The organism is Pseudomonas donghuensis, assembly GCF_000259195.1.
GTDB classification, from domain to species: domain Bacteria; phylum Pseudomonadota; class Gammaproteobacteria; order Pseudomonadales; family Pseudomonadaceae; genus Aquipseudomonas; species Aquipseudomonas donghuensis.
The window spans coordinates 1-20,999 of sequence record NZ_JH650786.1 but is presented as its reverse complement, the minus strand read 5'-3'; the positions used below and the strand labels follow the sequence as shown (position 1 = coordinate 20,999).

20 protein-coding genes are annotated in these 20,999 nt (G+C 60.6%); 13 read left to right on the top strand and 7 right to left on the bottom strand.

From position 1 onward, the window contains the following. Positions 1–11: 11 nt before the first annotated feature. Together UW3_RS0124870 and acs are read right to left on the bottom strand one after the other, a co-directional pair. Complete coding sequence (locus UW3_RS0124870; RefSeq protein ID WP_010226644.1) at positions 12–797, bottom strand: ABC transporter substrate-binding protein; 786 nt, start codon at positions 795–797, stop codon at positions 12–14. A gap of 576 nt (positions 798–1,373) precedes the next feature. Then, positions 1,374–3,335, bottom strand: coding sequence for an acetate--CoA ligase (gene acs, locus UW3_RS0124865; RefSeq protein WP_010226642.1), 1,962 nt, complete (start codon positions 3,333–3,335; stop codon positions 1,374–1,376). A 404-nt stretch (positions 3,336–3,739) separates the two neighbouring features. On the opposite strand from acs, the gene UW3_RS0124860 reads away from it, so the two are divergent. Further along, positions 3,740–4,000 carry a DUF2790 domain-containing protein gene (locus tag UW3_RS0124860; RefSeq protein ID WP_010226640.1) on the top strand — a complete coding sequence of 87 codons (261 nt, stop codon included), beginning with the start codon at positions 3,740–3,742 and terminating at the stop codon, positions 3,998–4,000. Positions 4,001–4,125: 125 nt separating this feature from the next. On the opposite strand, the gene UW3_RS0124855 is transcribed toward UW3_RS0124860, so the two are convergent. Then, positions 4,126–5,682, bottom strand: a complete 1,557-nt coding sequence (locus UW3_RS0124855; protein ID WP_010226638.1) for a sigma-54-dependent phenylalanine hydroxylase transcriptional regulator PhhR — start codon at positions 5,680–5,682, stop codon at positions 4,126–4,128. Between the two features lie 281 nt (positions 5,683–5,963). Between UW3_RS0124855 and phhA the strand changes: the two genes are divergently transcribed. The 5 genes from phhA (at position 5,964) to UW3_RS0124830 (ending at position 9,996) form a co-directional block, all read left to right on the top strand. Next, positions 5,964–6,752, top strand: coding sequence for a phenylalanine 4-monooxygenase (gene phhA / locus UW3_RS0124850; protein WP_010226636.1), 789 nt, complete (start codon positions 5,964–5,966; stop codon positions 6,750–6,752). Between the two features lie 41 nt (positions 6,753–6,793). Beyond that, positions 6,794–7,150 (top strand): 4a-hydroxytetrahydrobiopterin dehydratase, encoded by a 357-nt coding sequence (locus UW3_RS0124845; protein WP_010226634.1) that lies wholly within the window; start codon positions 6,794–6,796, stop codon positions 7,148–7,150. Further along, positions 7,150–8,343, top strand: a complete 1,194-nt coding sequence (locus tag UW3_RS0124840; RefSeq protein WP_010226632.1) for an amino acid aminotransferase — start codon at positions 7,150–7,152, stop codon at positions 8,341–8,343. The genes UW3_RS0124845 and UW3_RS0124840 overlap by 1 nt, the downstream gene beginning before the upstream one ends. A 227-nt stretch (positions 8,344–8,570) precedes the next feature. Continuing rightward, the gene (locus UW3_RS30100) at positions 8,571–8,699 is read left to right on the top strand and encodes a hypothetical protein (protein WP_010226630.1); all 129 of its coding nucleotides are present in this window, start codon (positions 8,571–8,573) and stop codon (positions 8,697–8,699) included. Positions 8,700–8,799: 100 nt separating this feature from the next. Continuing rightward, a complete protein-coding gene (locus tag UW3_RS0124830) occupies positions 8,800–9,996 on the top strand; it encodes an MFS transporter (RefSeq protein WP_010226629.1) in 1,197 nt (398 codons plus the stop codon). On the opposite strand, the gene arfB is transcribed toward UW3_RS0124830, so the two are convergent. From arfB to UW3_RS0124815, 3 genes are all read right to left on the bottom strand, one after another. Then, positions 9,993–10,406, bottom strand: coding sequence for an alternative ribosome rescue aminoacyl-tRNA hydrolase ArfB (gene arfB, locus UW3_RS0124825; RefSeq protein WP_010226628.1), 414 nt, complete (start codon positions 10,404–10,406; stop codon positions 9,993–9,995). The genes UW3_RS0124830 and arfB overlap by 4 nt on opposite strands. 22 nt (positions 10,407–10,428) lie before the next feature. Continuing rightward, entirely contained in the window at positions 10,429–10,635 is a 207-nt protein-coding gene (locus UW3_RS0124820; RefSeq protein WP_010226627.1) for a hypothetical protein, read from the bottom strand. Between the two features lie 104 nt (positions 10,636–10,739). Further along, positions 10,740–11,054 (bottom strand): helix-turn-helix domain-containing protein, encoded by a 315-nt coding sequence (locus UW3_RS0124815; protein ID WP_010226626.1) that lies wholly within the window; start codon positions 11,052–11,054, stop codon positions 10,740–10,742. A 368-nt stretch (positions 11,055–11,422) separates the two neighbouring features. On the opposite strand from UW3_RS0124815, the gene UW3_RS27935 reads away from it, so the two are divergent. The 7 genes from UW3_RS27935 (at position 11,423) to UW3_RS0124780 (ending at position 18,834) form a co-directional block, all read left to right on the top strand. Beyond that, on the top strand, positions 11,423–12,076 hold the full coding sequence (locus UW3_RS27935) for a DUF1120 domain-containing protein (protein WP_010226625.1): 654 nt from the start codon (positions 11,423–11,425) through the stop codon (positions 12,074–12,076). An 83-nt stretch (positions 12,077–12,159) separates the two neighbouring features. Continuing rightward, the gene (locus UW3_RS0124805; protein WP_100783133.1) at positions 12,160–12,792 is read left to right on the top strand and encodes a DUF1120 domain-containing protein; all 633 of its coding nucleotides are present in this window, start codon (positions 12,160–12,162) and stop codon (positions 12,790–12,792) included. A gap of 159 nt (positions 12,793–12,951) precedes the next feature. Continuing rightward, on the top strand, positions 12,952–13,587 hold the full coding sequence (locus tag UW3_RS0124800; RefSeq protein ID WP_010226623.1) for a DUF1120 domain-containing protein: 636 nt from the start codon (positions 12,952–12,954) through the stop codon (positions 13,585–13,587). 97 nt (positions 13,588–13,684) lie between these two features. Further along, positions 13,685–14,323, top strand: a complete 639-nt coding sequence (locus tag UW3_RS0124795; RefSeq protein ID WP_010226621.1) for a DUF1120 domain-containing protein — start codon at positions 13,685–13,687, stop codon at positions 14,321–14,323. A 136-nt stretch (positions 14,324–14,459) separates the two neighbouring features. Beyond that, positions 14,460–15,176 (top strand): fimbria/pilus chaperone family protein, encoded by a 717-nt coding sequence (locus UW3_RS0124790; RefSeq protein ID WP_036996288.1) that lies wholly within the window; start codon positions 14,460–14,462, stop codon positions 15,174–15,176. Next, positions 15,173–17,635, top strand: coding sequence for a fimbria/pilus outer membrane usher protein (locus UW3_RS27700; protein WP_010226619.1), 2,463 nt, complete (start codon positions 15,173–15,175; stop codon positions 17,633–17,635). Before UW3_RS0124790 ends, UW3_RS27700 begins: the two co-directional genes overlap by 4 nt. Positions 17,636–17,715: 80 nt before the next feature. Next, positions 17,716–18,834 carry a DUF1120 domain-containing protein gene (locus UW3_RS0124780; RefSeq protein WP_010226618.1) on the top strand — a complete coding sequence of 373 codons (1,119 nt, stop codon included), beginning with the start codon at positions 17,716–17,718 and terminating at the stop codon, positions 18,832–18,834. 44 nt (positions 18,835–18,878) lie between these two features. On the opposite strand, the gene UW3_RS0124775 is transcribed toward UW3_RS0124780, so the two are convergent. After that, complete coding sequence (locus tag UW3_RS0124775) at positions 18,879–20,300, bottom strand: amino acid permease (protein ID WP_010226617.1); 1,422 nt, start codon at positions 20,298–20,300, stop codon at positions 18,879–18,881. Between the last annotated feature and the right edge of the window lie 699 nt (positions 20,301–20,999).

The window sequence follows — 20,999 nt, the reverse complement described above, 5'->3', positions numbered from 1 at the left end:
ACGTCGACGATTTACTTGGCTTCAGGGCCGTAGATGTCGAAGTTGAAGTACTTGTCCTGAATCTGCTTGTACTTGCCGTTGGCACGGATGGCCGCGATGGCAGCATTGATGCGATCCAGGTTGGCCTTGTCGCCTTTGCGCACGGCGATACCGATGCCGTCACCAAAGTACTTGGCGTCGGTGAACGACGGGCCAACGAAGGCGAAGCCCTTGCCAGCGTCAGTCTTCAGGAAACCGTCTTCCAACAGCGTAGCATCGGCCACGGTGCCATCCAGACGGCCAGCGGCGACGTCCAGGTAGATTTCATTCTGGGTGCCGTAAGGAACGATGGTGGCGCCTTGCGCACCCAGCACTTCCTTGGCGAAGCGGTCGTGGATCGAGCCGCGCTGCACGCCGATCTTCTTGCCCTTCAGTTCAGTCAGGCCTTCGCTGACGGCAGTACCTTCCTTCATCACCAGGCGAGCCGGGGTCAGGTAGTACTTGCCGGTGAAGTCCACGGACTTCTTGCGATCGTCGGTGATCGACATGGACGACAGGATGGCGTCGATCTTGCGCACCTTAAGTGCCGGAATCAGGCCGTCGAACTCTTGCTCGACCCAGGCGCACTTGACCTTCATCTCTTCGCACAAGGCGTTGCCGATATCGTAGTCGAAGCCGACGATGCTGCCGTCCGGCGCCTTCGATGCGAACGGTGGGTAGGCGGCCTCGATCCCGATTTTCAACGGTTTCTCATCAGCCAGCGCTGCCAGGGAAAACACGGACAGCGCCAAGGCGCCAAGCAGTGCGAGTTTCTTCATCTGGAACTCCATCGGTAAAGGGCAATACAAGGCAGGGTTGACGACTGCCCGATATGCGAATGGGTACAACGCGAGCTGCGCAGGGTCGGCATTGAAGCAGACGCGACGAGCGAGTGATCGGCATTTTAACGACAGCTCCGAAGCCGATATTTCTTCAATGCGACAACTAGTTACAGAAGCGCAGGAACGCAGGGCTGGAGATATTGACAGCTTTCGCGGAATATGCAAAAGCAAAAGACAAATAACCAATCAATGAAGCAATAAGCGGGCCTATTATTGGCAAAGCCTTCTAATCCGGCAAGCGTAGCGTTTCAGCAGGCCGAAAAGCACCGGCAAAACGCCCCGAAAATGCACCCTGGCGTTTCGCTTTGCCCCGCTTTTGTGCGAAAGCGGTGACAGAAGGGTTACCGATGATTGTCGAAGTAACAGAATGAACAAAGCCCCGCCGGCAGATGCCAGACGGGGCATTTGAGTAACACATGAGGGCCTCATCGCTGGCAAGCCCGCCCCCACAGTGGAAACATCACCCTGTGGGAGCCGGGCTTGCCGGCAATAGGCTGCGAAGCAGCCTCAGACTCAGGCCGAAGCCTTGTTCATGTCCTTGTGGGTATCGATCAGGTGCTGCACCACACTCGGATCGGCCAGGGTCGAGATATCACCCAGGCCGTCGTACTCGGCCGTGGCAATCTTGCGCAGGATGCGGCGCATGATCTTGCCCGAACGGGTTTTCGGCAGCCCCGGCGCCCACTGGATGACATCCGGCGAGGCGATCGGGCCGATTTCCTTGCGCACCCAGTTCTTCAGCTCCAGGCGCAGTTGCTCGGTTGACTCGACTCCACCGTTGAGAGTGACATAGACATAGATGCCCTGCCCCTTGATGTCGTGCGGCACACCAACCACGGCAGCCTCGGCGACTTTCGGGTGGGCGACCATGGCGCTTTCGATCTCGGCGGTACCCATGCGGTGGCCGGAAACGTTGAGCACATCGTCAACGCGACCGGTGATCCAGTAGTAGCCGTCTTCGTCGCGGCGGGCACCGTCACCGGTGAAGTACATGCCACGGAAGGTCTTGAAGTAGGTATCGACGAAGCGGTCGTGATCGCCGTACAGCGAACGCGACTGGCCCGGCCAGGAATCGAGGATCACCAGGTTGCCTTCGGCAGCGCCCTCGATCAGGTTGCCGAGGTTATCCACCAGCGCCGGCACCACACCAAAGAACGGACGGGTCGCCGAGCCCGGCTTGAGCGCGGTAGCACCTGGCAGCGGGCTGATCAGCACGCCGCCGGTCTCGGTCTGCCACCAGGTGTCGACGATCGGGCAACGCTCCTTGCCGACGGTGTGGTAGTACCAGTTCCAGGCTTCCGGGTTGATCGGCTCGCCCACCGAACCCAGCAGGCGCAGGCTGGAGCCATCGGCACCGGCCATGGCGGCCTGACCTTCGGCCATCATCGCGCGGATCGCGGTCGGTGCGGTGTAGAGGATGTTGACCTTGTGCTTGTCGACGATCTTCGACACGCGGGTAATGTCCGGGTAGTTCGGCACGCCCTCGAACAGCACGGTGGTCGCGCCGTTGGCCAGCGGGCCATAGACGATATAGCTGTGACCGGTGACCCAGCCAACGTCGGCGGTGCACCAGTAGACTTCACCCGGGCGGTAGTCGAACACCCGCTCGTGGGTCAGCGCGGCATAGACCATATAGCCGCCAGTGGTGTGCAGCACGCCCTTGGGCTTGCCGGTGGAGCCGGAGGTATAGAGGATGAACAACGCCTCTTCGGCCCCCATTTCCTTCGGCGCACAGTGGCTGGAGGCAACCTTCATCAGGTCTTCGTACCAAATGTCGCGGTGCTGGTGCCAGGCGATGTCGCCGCCGGTGCGCTTGCAGACGATGATCTTCTGCACGCTGCTGGTTTCCGGGTTGGTCAGGGCCAGGTCGACGTTGGCCTTGAGCGCGGTACGACGGCCACCACGCAGACCTTCGTCAGCGGTAATGACGATCTTCGATTTGCAGTCGATGATGCGCCCGGCCAGCGCTTCAGGCGAGAAGCCACCGAACACCACCGAGTGGATCGCACCGATACGGGCACAGGCCAGCATGGCAACCACGGCCTCGGGGATCATCGGCATATAGATAGTGACCACGTCACCACGGTGTACATCCTGACCGCGCAGGGCGTTGGCAAATTTGCACACCTGCTCGTGCAGTTCGCGGTAGGTGATATTGCGGTGCTCGGAAGGGTCGTCGCCCTCCCAGATGATTGCAGTTTGATCGCCACGCTCGGCCAGATGGCGGTCCAGGCAGTTGTAGGAAACGTTCAGAGTGCCGTCAGCAAACCATTTGATATCGACATGGTGATCGTCGAAGGAGGTCTGCTTGACCTTGGTGAAAGGCTTGATCCAGTCGAGGCGCTGAGCCTGCTCGCGCCAGAAGCCGTCCGGGTTGATCACCGACTGCTGGTACATGGCCTTGTAGGTCGCCTCGTCGGTCAACGTGTTGGCCGCGACCTCGGGACGAACGGGATACAGGGGAGCCGCACTCATCTTTGTTACCTCGGTGTAATAGTTGTTTTTGTATGACCTCGTTGTAACTGTACCAGACTGCGCCGGCCATTCGACGTTGGTAGTAACGACCTCGTCTTTTCTCCCTGCGGCCAGCAGCGAAGCGTCAAGGCCGGGCGTGCACGGCGAAAAATAAAAATATCCCGGCAGCCTGCCAGACGATTGTTACAGTTTCTGCCAACAGTGTTTATCAAAACCGTGGCTGTTTAAGCGCAGGCCGCACTCCTAGAATTCACCTCGCCAGCAACGGCACCACGATTAACTTTCTTGTAGCCCCCCACGAAGGGAAGTTAATCGGCAACTAATCGTGATAGTTGATCCTGTTGTACACGCGGCGCCACAAGCGCTGCGTGCCCCCTTACGACCTTAGACAGGTAAAAATGAAGATGAAAGCTTTACTGGTATTGGCACTGGGTAGTCTTTGCAGCGTGGCCATGGCCGACGAAGTTGCACAAGGCGGCGCCGAGCAGATCCCGGTTGAACAGTACAGTTACTCGCAGCACCTGGACATCGCCAAAGTCATTTCCATGAGCGAAGTACCAAATGTCTGCGAAGTGGTCCCGGCGCGCATGACCTACGAAGACTCCCAGGGCAAGCGCCACATACTCGAGTACCGGGTGATGGGCAACGGTTGCTCGAACGGCTGAGCCAACGGCTCGCCCGCCTGCAGCGCCTCGGTTGTTAATCAACGAGGCGCGCTGCACTCATTGAGCCTCATGCGTGCAACTAACAACCTGCCGTTATTCCCCTTACTTTATTAACAGCGGATTAATTAATCCGATTTGCCAACGCCATGTTCACGCAACTTGTTGGCAATGGTTGTATGGGAAACACCCAAGCGTTTACCCAATGCCCGACTGCTGGGAAATTCGCTCAGCAAACGTTCCAGTACCGCTTTCTCGAAACGCCCGACTATTTGCCCCAGGTCGCCCTCAAGGGAGAAGTCACCCAGCGGCTGACGCCCACCGTACTCCGGCAAGCGAATATGTTCGCTCTTGACCACCCCGCCATCACACAGCGACACCGCCTGGAACAACACGTTCTCCAATTGCCGTACATTGCCCGGCCAGTGGTACTGGCTCAGGCGCTCCATTGCTGGCGGTGCAAGCTTGGGCAGTGAGCAACCGATCTGCCGGCTGGCCTGATCGAGAAAGTGCTCGACCAGCGGCGGCAAGCCATCCAGGCATTCGCGCAATGGCGGAATATGCAGGGAAAGAACGTTGAGACGATGGTAGAGGTCCTGGCGGAACTCGCCACGGGCACACAGCTCGGACAGGTCGACCTGGGTCGCACAGATCACCCGCACGTCCAGGTACACCTCTTCGTCGCTGCCTACACGACGAAAGCAGCCGTCCTGCAGAAAGCGCAGCAGTTTCACCTGTAAGCGCGGGCTCATCTCACCTACGCCATCCAGGAACAAGGTGCCGCCAGCCGTCAGCTCCAGCAATCCGAGCTTGCCCTCGGCCCGCGCCCCTTCAAAGGCGCCTGGGCCATAACCGAACAATTCGGTCTCGGCCATCGATTCGGGCAACCCCGCACAGTTGAGCGCCATCAATGGCGCCTGGCCACGGGGGCTGGCCAGGTGGCAGGCGCGGGCCAGCAACTCCTTGCCGGTACCGGTTTCACCCTCGATCAGCAGCGGGGCATCCAGCGGCGCCATGCGCCGCGCCTCGCGGACCACCGCCGCCATGACCCGCGAGCTCTGGAAAATGCTGTCGAAGCCGCGCAGCTCCTGCTTGCGCACGTTATAAATGCGCTCACCGATGCGGTCAGCGCGGTGCAGGGTCAATACCGCGCCGGCCAGCGCCTCGCTGTCATCGTGCTCGGATTGCAACGGCGCGATGTCGGCGAGAAACACATCGCCCTTGACCTTGACCCGCAGGCCATTGATACGCGACTTGTTGGCACGCACCAGTTCCGGCAGGTCGAAATCCTCGGCATAACGCGACAGCGGAATGCCCGGCACCTCATCGACCCGCACCCCGAGCAACTGCGCCGCCGCACGGTTGGCGGCAACGATGGAACCGCCCATGTCGATCGACAGCACCGGGAAATCTAGGGCGCCGAGCAGGGCATTGAGCTCCATGTGCCGGCGCTCGCTGGGCATCAGGCCTACACGCTTGACCCCGAACACCCCGGCAATCGACTCGAATTTTGGTCGCAGGGCCTGAAACTGCAGGTTGATCAGGTTCGGGCAGTGCAGATAGATGGCATTGCCATGCTCGCCGCCGACCTCGCCGCGAGCGACGTTGATGCCGTACTCAACCAGCAGGTTGAGAATGTCGCGCAGGATGCCGATGCGGTTCTGGCAATGCACTTTAATACGCATGAAATGTCCTACTAGAAGGCCTGGTACGCGGCACGACAGCGATTTTTTTTGCAGCGACCGAATAATTGTCGTAAAGATTATGTGACAGGCAGCCTGACTTTCAAGGAGCAAACCCCCTGATTTATCGGGATTCCGCCAATTTCGTAAAGTTATCGTTACAAATGCGAGTAACTATCACGGCAAATCAGCCGCCAGGACGCTACAACCGGCACGCTAGCAGGGTAACACTAGGGGTAATGGCTTGATCACATAACAAGAATGGCCCCCAGCAGGAGAGCAGCATGAAACAGACGCAATACGTGGCTCGCGAGCCCGATGCGCAGGGTTTTATCGACTACCCGCAGCATGAACATGCGGTGTGGAACACCCTGATCACCCGCCAACTGAAGGTGATCGAAGGCCGCGCGTGCCAGGAATACCTGGACGGCATCGATCAACTGGGCCTGCCGCACGACCGCATTCCGCAATTGGGCGAGATCAACAAGGTGCTGGGTGCCACCACTGGCTGGCAAGTTGCCCGCGTCCCCGCACTGATTCCTTTCCAGACCTTTTTCGAACTGCTGGCCAGCAAACGCTTTCCGGTGGCGACGTTCATTCGCACCGAACAAGAGCTCGATTACCTGCAGGAACCGGACATTTTCCATGAGATTTTCGGCCACTGCCCGCTGCTGACCAACCCCTGGTTCGCTGAGTTCACCCACACCTATGGCAAGCTCGGCCTGCAGGCTACCAAGGAAGAGCGCGTGTACCTTGCCCGCCTCTACTGGATGACCATCGAGTTTGGCCTGGTCGATACCCCGCAGGGTCGCAAGATCTATGGCGGCGGCATCCTGTCCTCACCGAAAGAGACCGTCTACAGCCTGTCCGGCGAACCTGAGCACCAGCCGTTCGACCCGCTGGAGGCCATGCGCACGCCATACCGCATCGATATCCTGCAGCCGCTGTACTTTGCCCTGCCTAACCTCAAGCGCCTGTTCGACCTGGCCCACGAAGACATCATGGGCATGGTCCACACAGCGATGAAGATGGGCCTGCACGCACCGAAGTTTCCACCCAAGGTCGCCGCTTGAGCGACCTTGCAAACCAATAACAACCACTTGCGGAAAACCTTATGAACGCCTTGAACCAAGCCCACTGCGAAGCCTGCCGTGCCGATGCGCCACAGGTCAGCGACGAAGAACTGCCGGTACTGATCAAGCAGATCCCGGATTGGAACATCGAAGTCCGTGACGGCATCATGCAGCTGGAAAAAGTCTTCCTGTTCAGGAATTTCAAGCACGCCCTGGCCTTCACCAACGCCGTTGGCGAAATTTCCGAGGCCGAAGGCCATCACCCAGGCCTGCTGACCGAATGGGGCAAGGTCACCGTGACCTGGTGGAGCCACTCGATCAAGGGCCTGCACCGTAACGACTTCATCATGGCCGCGCGCACCGACGAGGTCGCCAGCACCGCCGAAGGCCGCAAGTAATGCACTTCGGCGCCATTGGGCGCGTACCCGGCGATCCGATCCTCGGGCTGATGGAGGCGTATGCCAAGGACAGCAACCCGAACAAGTTCGACCTCGGTGTCGGGGTGTTCAAGGATGCCCAGGGCCTGACGCCGATTCCGGCGGCGGTCAAGCAGGCCGAACAGCGCCTGCTTGAACAGCAGACCAGCAAGAGCTACGTCGGCGGTCATGGCGATGCGGCCTTTGGCCGGCTGATCGGCGAACTGGTGCTGGGCAGTGATTCGTCGCTGCTGAGCAACCAGCGCGCCGGCGCCACCCAGACCCCGGGCGGTACCGGTGCCCTGCGCCTGGCAGCGGAGTTCATCGAGCACTGCCTGCCTGGCCGCGGTATCTGGCTGAGCGACCCGACCTGGCCGATCCACGAAACCATCTTCGCCGGCGCCGGCCTCAAGGTCAGCCACTATCCCTACGTCGGTGCGGACAACCGCCTGAATGTCGCCGGGATGCTCGCTGCCCTGGAAGCCGCGCCAACAGGCGATGTGGTATTGCTGCACGCCTGCTGCCATAACCCGACCGGTTTCGACCTGAGCCAGGATGACTGGCGCGCCGTGCTGGACGTGGTGCGCCGTCGCGAGTTGCTGCCGTTGATCGACTTTGCCTACCAGGGCTTTGGCGATGGCCTGGAAGAAGACGCCTGGGCGGTACGGCTGTTCGCCGCCGAACTGCCCGAGCTGCTGATTACCAGCTCTTGCTCGAAGAACTTCGGCCTCTATCGTGACCGCACCGGCGCCCTGCTGGTGTGCAGCCATGATGCCGAAAAGCTGGTGGATGTGCGCAGCCAGCTGGCCTTGCTGGCGCGCAACCTGTGGTCGACGCCACCGGACCATGGCGCGGCGGTAGTGGCGCAGATTCTTGGCGACGCCGACCTCAAGCGCCTGTGGGTCGAAGAAGTCGAGGCCATGCGCCAGCGCATTGCCGAGCTGCGGGTCGGCCTGGTCGAGGCCTTGGCACCCCACGGCCTGAGCGAACGCTTCGCGCATATCGCCAAGCAACGCGGGATGTTCTCCTACACCGGTTTGTCGCCGGAGCAGGTCAAGCAGCTGCGTGAACGGCACAGCGTGTACATGGTCGGCACTGGCCGGGCGAACATCGCCGGCGCCGATGCGGCACGCCTTGAAGCACTGGCTGCCGCCATCGCCGACGTCTGTCGCTAAAAGCATCGCTGGCAAGCCAGCTCCCACAGGTCATGCATACACCGGACCTTGTGGGAGCTGGCTTGCCAGCGATCGGCTGCGCAACAGCCCCGGAAGATCCCCTGATCGTCAACACCAATCAGCAGGAAAATTCATACTGTCATTCAGACTCCTGTATCCTGCACAGGCTTTCACAAGCCCATGCGCGCCTTGCGCAGCCTTTCCACACACTTGCGAGGAACGACGAGATGCATGAAATCCCGAATCTTCCCTTCCCAAGCCTGAACCCAGAAGAGCAGACTCCTGCCACTCACAGCGCCGAAGCAGCCCAGGCTGACCACGACGGTGACGAAACCTCCAGCGCCGACCAGGAATAATCGCGCAACGATCAGACTGTGTGAAAACGGCTGATGCAGGGACCACCCCGTCAACACGTTTTCACACCGTCAAGAATTCCTCTTCTACGAAAGCCCGCACATGCCCGACTCACCGCGCCCCCTTGCGGTCACCCTGCAAGTCGTCTCCATCGTCCTGTTTACCTTCATCGGCTACCTGAACATCGGCATCCCCCTGGCCGTGCTGCCCGGCTACGTGCATAGCGACCTGGGCTTCGGCACCGTGGTCGCGGGCCTGGTGATCAGCGTGCAGTACCTGGCCACCTTGCTCAGCCGCCCCTACGCCAGCCGCATCATCGATAATCTGGGCAGCAAGCGCGCCGTGCTCTACGGCCTGGCCGGTTGTGGCTTGAGCGGCGTGTTCATGCTGATTTCAGCGTGGCTGCAACATGCGCCATGGCTGAGCCTGGCCAGCCTGTTGGTCGGCCGCCTGGTGCTGGGCAGCGCCGAAAGCCTGGTCGGCTCGGGCTCGATCGGTTGGGGCATTGGCCGGGTGGGCGCGCAACACACCGCCAAGGTGATTTCCTGGAACGGCATCGCCAGCTATGGCGCCTTGGCCATCGGCGCACCGCTGGGCGTGGTGCTGGTGCAGCAGTTCGGCTTGTGGAGCATGGGCGCCAGCATTTTGCTGCTGTGCGTGCTGGGCCTGGCCCTGGCCTGGCCGAAAACCGCCGCCCCTGTGGTTGCCGGTGAACGCCTGCCGTTTCTGCACGTGCTTGGCCGGGTGTTCGGTCACGGCTCGGGGTTGGCCCTGGGCTCGATCGGCTTTGGCACCATCGCCACCTTCATCACCCTGTACTACGCCAGCCACAACTGGAACAACGCGGCGCTGTGCCTGAGCCTGTTCGGCGCCTGCTTCATTGGTGCCCGACTGCTGTTCGGCAACCTGATCAACCGTATCGGTGGCTACCGGGTGGCGATCGCCTGCCTGTCGGTGGAAACCCTCGGCCTGCTGCTGCTCTGGCAGGCTCCGAGTGCCGAGCTGGCCCTGGCCGGTGCGGCGTTGAGCGGCTTTGGTTTCTCGCTGGTGTTCCCGGCCCTGGGGGTCGAGGCAGTCAATCTGGTGTCCGCCTCCAATCGCGGCGCGGCCGTGGGCGCCTATTCGCTGTTCATCGACCTGTCGCTGGGGATCACCGGGCCGCTGGCTGGGGCGATTGCTGCCGGATTCGGCTTTGCCTCGATCTTTGTCTTTGCCGCTGGCGCGTCTTTCTGCGGTTTGCTGCTGAGCCTGTACCTGTATCGCCAGGCCCGTCTGCAGCCACCACGACACCTGCTTTAATAATCGATCTTGCCGCGCCCGGCCTTGATCGCTCCACGCTTGCTCTTGGTGTCCAGGCGCCGGGTTTTCGAGCCCAGGGTCGGCCGGGTCGGGCGCCGCGCCTTTTCGACCTTGGTCGCCGAGAGAATCAGTTCGCGCAGGCGCTCCAGCGCATCGGCCCGGTTCTGCTCCTGGGTTCGAAACTGCTGGGCCTTGATGATGATCACCCCGTCACGGGTAATGCGACTGTCGCTCAGCGCCAGCAGACGCTCCTTGTAAAACGCCGGCAATGACGAAGCCTGGGTGTCGAAACGCAGGTGCACGGCGCTGGAGACCTTGTTGACGTTCTGCCCGCCGGCGCCCTGGGCGCGGATGGCAGTCAACTCGATCTCGTCGTCCGGGATCTGCACCGCGTTGGATAACTGCAACATCACACATCCTTTGATCAAACATTCAGGCCGACTCAGGTATTCGGCAGCGCTCGCGCTCGGCCTCTTGCGCCCCCTGGCACAACACTTGCGCTACCCGCTGTACGCAGCCCTGATCCACCGGGGACAACTGGCGAAACAAAATCAGCAGCTCGTTTTCGACTTCACTCAAGCGTTGCACAGGCGAAGCGTCACTTTCCGTGTTGAATGCGCAGGTTTTATGCTCCGACATGATCACCCTTCCCTAGCGAGACTGAATGCATCGACGTTACGAGCAATTCTCTGCGAACCCTCTAGGACCGTTCCGAGCGTTTCGTAGGAAAATTGAGATAATAGCTATACGACACTACCTTTCGCGTCGTGCATGGCCCCGACAATTCTATGCACAACTTCTTGGTCGGCGATAGCCAATGACCGGTATTGAGCCAGCAAGCGCTGCTCGGGTTCGCTCAATGAAGCGCCATCATCGACCGTCCGCACCCCGGTAATTACATAACGCACATCGACACCCGCCCCCGCCACAGCGGCCAGGTATGCGACGTCGGGATTGCGCTCGCCCTTTTCATAGCTGCCCTGGGTGTTGCGGTTGACCCCGCCAAGCTGGGCGAAATCATCCTGGCGCAGACCCAGACGCGTACGCTCCTGGCGCAATCGCTCACCGCTCTCTGCCGATTTCAGTGCAGTGGGTGCACAATTTTTCAATCAAAACCCCTTTACAAGAACATTTTATTGGGCATAATCGGCATCCGAACGACACCGATAGCCGCGCTGTGCACTATGCCCCCGCTGTTTACAGCTGGGCAAGGCTAAGCAAAGCACATAAAACCAAACATTCGCACACTCCATCTTCCAACAAGTGCGTATGAAAAATCGTCACGGATGACACTGGATCAGGGATTCGTCTCTGGTAATGGGCACAGCAGGCTTGCCTTGCGCCGCCTGAAGAGCCATCCGCTGCCGATTCCTACATAAGACCCACAACGGCACGGAGGTTCATTCATTTTTCAAAGGACCGAACAATGAACAACAAACCGTTGTGCACCCTTACCGCATTGCTGACCTTTGTCAGTGTCGGCGCCCATGCCAGCAGCACTGACGTCAACATCAGCGGTACCCTTACCCCGGCAGCGTGTACGCCGTCGCTTTCCTCGTACGGCCAGGTTGATTTCGGCAATATCTCCATGCCTGAACTCCCCCCTCAACCTGTCATTCCCGATCACTCGGCTCTGCCACCGCGCAGCCTGGTCTTCACCGTTGTCTGCGACCGACCAACCCGTTTCGCCCTGATAGCCACCGGCAATCGCCGCGACAGCACCTCGATCCCGATGCCCAGGGCATTCGGCTTGGGCACCACCACTAGCGGCGAATCCCTGGGCTTTTACAGCGCCGTATGGGCGGACAGTGATGCGACCCTGGACAACCAGCCTGCCGACACCCTCTACTCCGAAGACAAAGGCGGCACCTGGGCACGCATACCCGGTGGCGGTTTCGAGCATCAGGGCGACAAGCCAGACTCACTCCTGGGCTTTGCCCGACGCAGCCAGAACAGCCCCTCGGCCGCCGAAAACCTGAACCTGCGCCTGGAAGTGACAGGATGGTTGCGCAACGACATGACCCACGTCGATGAAGCACTGCTCGATGGCCATATGACCATTGAGCTTCAGTACCTCTGAACCTGATCATTGCGACCGGGAACCCATACCTACGCTCGCAAACGGTACGCCTGCAGTTACCAACACTGAAAAAGGTCCTTGCTGTGAAGAAGTCCGTATTGCCCCTTGCTGTATTGCTCAACTTCATCGCTGCCAATGCGATGGCTGCTACAACCGATCTGACAGTCACTGGTGTCATCACGCCAACCGCCTGCACGCCAACGCTGGGCAACGGTGGCGTGGTCGACTACGGCACCCTCTCGCTTGCCAACCTTGAACAAGACACGAGCTTCTACCACCTGCCAGCGAAAACCCTCGACCTCACTATCGACTGCAGTGCCCCGACAAACTTTGCGCTCATCGCCAGCGACAATCGCCACGACAGCAGCGGCCCCAGCAATTTCCAATTCGGCCTAGGCACGCATGCACAACAAAATCTCGGTTTCTATTTCATGAGCTGGAAGCAGGAGAATGTTCTGGTGGATGGCAATGCGGGCCACGCACTCACGTCCCACGACGGCGGCAACAGCTGGAGCAGTTCTATCTTGGGGAGCTTCAACGACGCCGGTAAAACGCCTGAATACAGATCGGCATTGTCCTCGAACCCGGGCATGCCCAGCCCGGCCACCAACGTCAGCGTGACCATGGACATTACCGGCATGATCAACAATGACCTGTCGATCACCGAGAATGCGCAGATCGATGGCAGCGCGACCATCGAGGTACTGTACCTCTAGGTATCCACGCCCAACGCGCCCCATAACGGCCAAGCCTGGCCAACAAGAATCCGGCACACGCCCAAGCCACTGCCTGCCGAACGACAGGGAGCGGGCAACTGCGCGCGCAAAACGGGTCACCGCAACACTTAAAACACCAACATCCAGAAGGAAATCACTGTGAAAAAGTCCGTACTGACCCTAGCGGCCCTATTGAGCCTGGCCACCGCCAACGCCATGGCCGCCACCACCGACCTGAGTGTCACCGGCACCATTACCCCGGCGGCCTGCACGCCAACCTTGAGCAATGGCGGCGTGGTTGATTACGGCGTGCAGTCGCTGTCAAACCTTGAAGAAACCTCAACCACCTACAAGCTCCCCGCCAAAAGCCTGAACTTTGCCATCGAATGCAGTGCGCCGGCCGCCATCGCCGTCATCGCCAACGACAATCGCCGCGAAAGCGCGGGGCCCAACCCTTGGCTGTTCGGCCTTGGCATGTATGAAGATCAGCCAATCGGCATCTACTACATGCATTGGGACGACGAAGAAACCCTGATCGACGGCGGCAGCGGCATGAACCTGATCTCGCGTGATGCTGGCAACACCTGGGACAGCCACCGCACCGCCACCCTCGTCGATGCCGGCCGGGGCCCGGACGAAAGGATTTCTTTCTCCAACCAGACAGTCAGCAGCCCAACAGCAGTCACCAGCGTAACCATGAACATGAAGGTAACAGGCCACATAAACAAGGACTTGTCGTTCAACGACAACGTAACACTGGACGGCAGCGCAACCATCGAGATCGTCTACCTCTGAACCTTGCCCGAGCGCTTGAAACGACAGCCCGTAGCGCAGCAAGCAGACCATTTGCCAAACGGGCGACAGCCAATACCCACACTGAAAGGAAATCACTGTGAAAACCTCCGTCCTCTCCCTTGCTGCACTGCTTTGCCTGGCCACCACCCACGCCATGGCCGCCACCACCGACCTGACAGTCACCGGCACCATCACCCCGACCGCCTGCACACCGACCTTGAGCAATGGCGGGCAGGTGGACTACGGCGTTGTATCGCTGGCAAACCTTGGGGAAACAGGCAACTACTATCTCCTTCCAGCCAAAAACCTGTCCTTCGCCATCGAGTGCAGCGCGCCGACCAGCATTGCCGTTATTGCCAGCGACAATCGTCGCGACAGTGCGCCCTCAGAGTTGAAGCGGTTTGGACTTGGCATGCATGAAGACCAGCAACTCGGCAATTTTTTTATACGCTGGATAAACGGCGGCACCCTGGTGGATGGTGAAACGGGCTACCACCTGGATTCGCTGGACGGCGGTACCAGCTGGATCCCCGCGTCGACTCTCATCCTAAGCGACTTTGGCAAGGAACCGGGCTTCCGGGCCTCTTTTGCAAACCAGCCTTCACCGTCGGCGCCCAGTGCAGTCACCAGCGTCAGTATCAACCTGGAAGTCAACGGCTTTCTCAACAAGAGCCTGACGTTAACCGACAACGCTCAGCTTGACGGCAGCGCGACCCTCGAGGTCGTGTACCTCTGATCGTCATCCGTGACCAAGGGCGCGAACACGGAACGCTCGCCGCCCACCTCTGACATCCGGCTCGCGCACTCCCCGATCACGCCTGATGGAAGCAGCCCGGGGAGCTGCGCCCGACGCCCAGCACTGAACAGCGACCATGATCAAAGCATGCAAACTCGTTGCAGGCCCCCTGCTGCCTGCAATTCTTCTCTGCACCCTACCCCTGCCCCAGGCATACGCCGACGGTATGGTGCCCAGAACCTCAGTGGTCATCGTCGAAGAAGCCCGCGCCAGCGGCAGTGAATTCGTGGTGACCAATACCGACCCACAAGCCGCCCTGCTGGCGGTGTTCATCGAGAACCCAGCTGAAGACAACGACAACCTGCTGGTGGTCCAGCCCACGGTCGCCCGGGTGGAAGCCGGCAAGGAACAACAGGTGATCTTCCACTATGTGGGCAAGGAGCCTCTGCACAGCCAGCGCCTGCGCCGGGTGATCTTCGAAGGCATTCGCGAAACCGCTCCCGGTAGCACCCAGAACATGCGGGTCAACTTCGGCGTGCGCCAGAACCTGCCGGTCATCCTTCACCCCAAGGGCCTGGCACGCAACAGCGAGCCCTGGAAAGGGCTGGTCTGGCGCGTGGATGGCAAGCAATTGCGCGTAGAGAACAACACGCCTTACGTCGTTCGCCTGGCCCAGGAGCTGCAACTGCTGCCTGGTCAGCACTCACTGGACCTGGGCCGCAACTACGTCCTGGCCCACGAAACCATCACACTCGACTTGCCTGATGCCGCCGCCGCGGCCACTACCGTGCGCTTTCAGCCGGCCACGGTTTATGGCTTTGCGGTCGACCCCTTCGAGGCAAGCATCCTGTGAGCACCCCCGATGACGCCCTGGGCAAAAAGCGCCCGCGCGAGCAACTGATACTCGGCCTGTGCCTGACATTGCTGGGCCTGGATACCCTGAAACCTGCGCAGGCGGCCAATGAACCCGTTCACGCCGAGCACAGCGTGTTCGACCAGGAAGTGCTGCGCCAGCGTGGCATCGATCCGAAGCTGGCGGCCTTGTTCGGCCGACAAACGCGCTTCCCGCCCGGCCGCCAGCAAATCAGCCTGACGGTCAATGGCCGCGACAAGGGTGCCACCCAGGCCCGCTTCAGCCAGGACGGCAGCTTGTGCTTCGATGACGCGTTGCTGGCATTTGCCGGGATCGAGCGCCCCGCCGACTGGCCCACTACCCTGGACGAGCAGGATGCCCCGGTCGATCCGGCCTGCCTCGAACTGGGCGAGGCCTTCCCTCAGGCGCAGGTCGAGCTGCAGCCAGGGCAACACCGGGTGCAGGTCGTCGTCCCCGACCAGGCCCTGGTGCAGCACCGTCAACTGTCGCAAGACTATAACCAGGGCGGGGTTGCCGGCCTGCTGAACTACGACCTGTTCAGCTCGTTCAACCGCTACGACGGCCAGTCCAGCCGTTACGCGGCAGCCAACACCGAACTGGGATTGAACATGGACAACTGGATCCTGCGCAGCCGCCAGGTGCACAGCCGCTTCGACGGCAAGGTGCACAGCGAAATGCTCGACACCTATGTACAGCGCAGCTTCGCCGAGCATCGCAGCCTGTTCCAGGCTGGCGAAATCAGCCTGGTCAACCCGGTGCTCAACGGCGCGCAGATCATCGGGGCGCAGGTAACCCCCGAATATGGCCTGCTCTCGCAACTGGACAATGCCAGCGTGCAAGGCATTGCCAACAGTCAGGCGCGGGTCGAAATCCACCAGAACGGCGCATTGCTGTACAGCACCGTGGTCCAGCCCGGGCCGTTTACCATCAGCAACATTCCGCGCATCACTTCGCGTTCGGACCTTGAGGTCACCGTCATCGAGACCAACGGTGAGCAACGACGCTTTCGCGTACCGGCCAACCTGACCGCCAGCGTTCGCCCGCAAACCGGTTTCAGCGTCGGCGCCGGGGTTGTGCGCAGCCACGGTCATGACAGCGACGACCCAGCAGTGGTGAGCCTGGGCCAGACAGGCGCATTGGGAGATCGCTCAAGCCTGAGCAGCGGCGTGATCCTCGCCCAGGGGTACCGGGGACTAGGGGCCAGCGTGGGCACAGTACTTACCCCCCAGCTCAACGGCGAAGTCTTTACCCTCGGCTCACAAGCAACCACGCTGGACAAGAGCGGCGCCCAACTGGGCGGTCAGCTCAACTGGCAACTGAATGAGCAATGGTCGAGCCTGGTGGCCGGCAATCATCGCACCCGTGGTTACCGGGAGCTGCTCGACAGCACCAACCGGGACAACGAGGAGCACTGGTCCAGCTACCGTGATCAGCTCAGTACCAGTTTGCGCTGGGCTAGCGCCGCCCTGGGCAGCTTCAACCTCGGCTACACGCAAACCACCTATTACGAGCATGACAGCAATCAACGCCTATTTCTGTCCTGGGGCAACAGCTACGGTGGGCTGACCCTGTCAGCCACGATGGAAAAGTCCGTCGGCAGCAGCAATGGCTACAACGACGATGCCCTGTACTTCAGCGCCAGCATTCCGCTGGACGGCAAACGCCGTTTGCGCAGCAGTGTCCGCCACAGCGGCGGGCACAGCAACAGCACGCTGGCCTACAACGAACAGGTAAACGACAGCTTCGGCTATCGCCTGGGCGCCGAGCATCGTTCGGGAGATTCCAGTACGCTGGCCAGCGCCGGCCTCTCGGCCTTGCCGCGCTATACCCAGCTGGACCTGAACTACAGCGGCGACGGTGATAACAGCAACTACAACCTGGGCCTGCGCGGAGGCGTTGCAGTGCACGGCGCGGGCATCACACCAACGCCCTACCCGATCCGCGATACCTTTGCCATCCTCTCGGTCACCGATACCCCCGGGGTCAAGGCCAGCACCCCCAGCGGCCCGGTGTGGACCGACCATACAGGGCATGCGGTGATTCCCGCCCTGGCCGCCTACGGTCGCAGCCCGGTCCAGATCGATACCCAGAGCTTGCCGATCAACATCAATGTCGATGAGGGTGCCGGCGTGCTGCGCGCCCACCGTGGCGCGGTGCCGCGCCTGAGTTTCAGGGCCTGGAGCACGCGTCGGGTGCTGCTGACCCTGCTCGACAACAGCGGTCAGCCGCTGGCCAGCGGTGCTTCGGTATTCGATGACCGCGGCCGCTTCATCAACCTGGTGCAGCCCGGCGGCCTGGTGTTCATCGATAACAGCGATGACATTGGCCACCTGATCGTCAGCGACCATCAGGCCAAAGAGTGCCGGGTCACTCTGGAACCGGACACTGGCAACACCACCGACAGCTACTACACCCAGGCTCAACGCACATGCAGTTGAGCCCCAGCGACGACCTGCCCCTGGCAATCAGACCTTGTGTCGTCAGCCTACTCGGCAGCCCGAAGAGGATGCGCCAGCACATGAACACCCTCCCCCCCCTGCTATTGCTGTTCGTCTTGCCACTGTCGGCCATGGCGGCCGAATGCCGGCTACAGGTCAGCCCTGATCCACTGGACTACGGGACGCTTGATCGAAGCCGACTGGAAGCCGGCAGCCCTGGCCTGGCATTGGCGAAAAAGACCGCGCAACTGAGCATGAGCTGCAACGACCCTGCCGACCTCAGCCTGTTTTACAGCGCCAACGGCCTGGACAAGGAGCGCTTCGCGCTGGCGGGCTCGGGCCACTATCGATTGCAAGCCAGCGATGCCTTTGTCGACGGCGTGCGCGTGGACCTGGCCCGCCTCGATCAGCCCGGGGCAGTTCCGGCCCCGGCCAACGCCCACCTGAACTGGCAGCCACGCAGCGGCATCACCCCGGTGGCGGCGGGTAAACCGCTAAAAGGTCGCAACCTCAACCTGACCCTGGTGCTTGAGGGCGAACTCGATGCCCAGGCCTTTGCCGTGCGTGAGTCGACGCAGTTCAGAAGCACCGGGCAACTTCACGCCCCAGCGTCGGGCAGCACAGCCGAACTGGCCATACACTGGCAGATCATCCCAGCAGCCTGTACCCCGAGCCTGTCCCAGGGAGGCGTAGTGGACTACGGCAGGATCACCAGCCAAAGCCTGAACAGCGACCGGCGTACGCGCCTGCCCACCCGTCAATTGAACCTGTCGATCAATTGTGACAGCCCGGCGCGTTATGCCTTGCGCATGCACGACAACCGTGACGGCAGCTCGCTGGTCAACTCGCTGATTTTCTATGGCCTGGGACGCGATGGCGCCGAGAACAGGATCGGCTTGTATGAAGTACAGTTCGACCCGCAGTCGATCACTGCCGACCAGCTAGCGGCGGTTTACCTGACCCAATCCACTGCCGGCGGCATCGGCTGGAGCGATTCGGGCAGCGAGCCGAGGAGCATTGCCGATACCACCGTACTCGGCTTCAGCGATGAAGCCATGACCGCGAAGGGACCGGTGGCCATTCGCAACCTCAACGCGACAGTCAACATACTGCCGGTGATCGCCCCGACCAACGAACTGGACAACCGCCAGGATATCCAGCTCGATGGTTCAGGCACCCTCGAAATCATCTACCTGTAAAGCAAAACGCCCCGCGCAGCGGGGCGTTCGTTCAACCATTTGAATCAGCGCTTGAGCGGTGCAGGGCTGGCTGCGACCGTGGCTTTGCTGCGGTTGGTTTTCAGGCTATAGCACACGCCCATCACCAGCAGCCAGACCGGAATCGCATAGACCGAGATCTGGATGCCCGGGATCTGCAGCATGATGCCCAGGATCAGCACCACGAAGGCCAGGCAGATGTAGTTGCCATAGGGGTACCACAGCGCCTTGAACAGCGGCGTCTGGCCGGTCTTGTCCAGGTGCTGGCGGAACTTCAGGTGCGAGTAGCTGATCATCGCCCAGTTGATCACCAGGGTTGCCACCACCAGCGACATCAGCAGCTCCAGTGCATGCTGCGGCATGAAGTAGTTGAGCAGTACGGCCACCAGGGTCACTGCAGCAGAGGCCAGGATCGAGCGTACCGGCACACCGCGCTTGTCGATCTTCGACAGGCTGGCCGGAGCATCGCCCTGCTCGGCCATGCCGTAGAGCATGCGGGCATTGCAGTAGGTACCGCTGTTGTACACCGACAACGCCGCAGTCAGCACCACGAAGTTGAGGATGTGCGCGGCAACATCGCTACCGAGCAGCGAGAACACCTGCACGAACGGGCTTGCACCATAAGTGCCACCGGCCGAGTCCAGGCTGGTAACCAGGCTGTCCCATGGCGTCAGCGACAGCAGCACCACCAGGGCACCGATGTAGAAAATCAGGATGCGGTAGATCACCTGGTTGATCGCTTTGGGGATCACGGTCTTCGGCTTGTCGGCTTCAGCGGCGGTGAAACCGAGCATTTCCAGGCCACCGAAGGAGAACATGATGATCGCCAGGGCCATCACCAGGCCGCTGACACCATTGGGGAAGAAGCCGCCATGTTCCCACAGGTTGCTCACCGAGGCCTGCGGGCCGCCGCTACCACTGACCAGCATCCAGCTGCCCAGGGCGATCATGCCGACAATGGCCAGAACCTTGATGATCGCGAACCAGAACTCGGCCTCGCCAAACACTTTGACGTTGGCCAGGTTGATGGCGTTGATCAGGATGAAGAAGGCTGCCGCCGAGGCCCAGGTCGGAATCTCTGGCCACCAGTAGTGCACATACTTGCCGACCGCGGTGAGTTCCGACATACCGACAAGGATGTACAGCATCCAGCAGTTCCAACCGGAGAGAAAGCCGGCAAAACCACCCCAATACTTGTGCGCGAAGTGACTGAAGGAACCGGCTACCGGCTCTTCAACGATCATTTCACCCAGCTGGCGCATGATCATGAAGGCAATGAAGCCACAGATCGCGTAGCCGAGAATCATCGACGGGCCCGCCGATTTCATCACCCCGGCCGATCCCAGGAACAGCCCGGTACCAATTGCACCGCCCAGGGCGATCAACTGGATATGGCGATTTTTCAGGCCGCGTTTCAGCTCGCCTGAATGCGTGTTTTGTCCACTCATGAACGAAGTCACCTGCTTGTTTTTATCTGTGACGGAATCGGACCCACCGCGCTCGTGGCGCAGCGGAATTAACAAGGTGGTTACCTTGAAGGTTCTTGGACGAGGGTTCAGGTCGCGGGCAAGAGCCCTGGACGCATCAACCGGGTGTCAGCAAGAGTGCGAGGTACGCATTGGGGTCACAGTTAAAACGCGGCGCATTGTATACCCCTGCAGACGCGCAGGGGTCAACACGTTGCGTGACTGTCTGACGACAAAACGCACCGTTCCTGAGGAAAGGGTCAAGCCTGGGGGGGTAATTGGCGTACATAGCGCCTCCATTTGTTCTTATCAATGCCTGGCTCTCCGGCCCGGCTACGCACCGCAATGGCGCCTATCTCACCGCTGCGCAGACCTGCGGGCAAGCTGTTGACGGTTACGTAAAGCGCCCCGCCCCGGGCGACTCGGAAAGTTCTGTTTACAGCAGAAAAAAAATCGCAGGAACAGCCCAATAACCGGCAAGCCTTTGTAACGAAATATTTACAAGGTGGTTTAAATTCTTTCCACGCCTTACGGAAGTATCTGTAAGACAAGGAAATTTCGAGCAAAAAAAAGGTTCTTCACGGAATTTCGGGGACTATGATTTTTGGGATGTGATGGGATGTTAAGGTTGCGAGTTTATCCATTCTATGTAGCGCCGCTGCTGGCCCCTTCCGCCCTTAC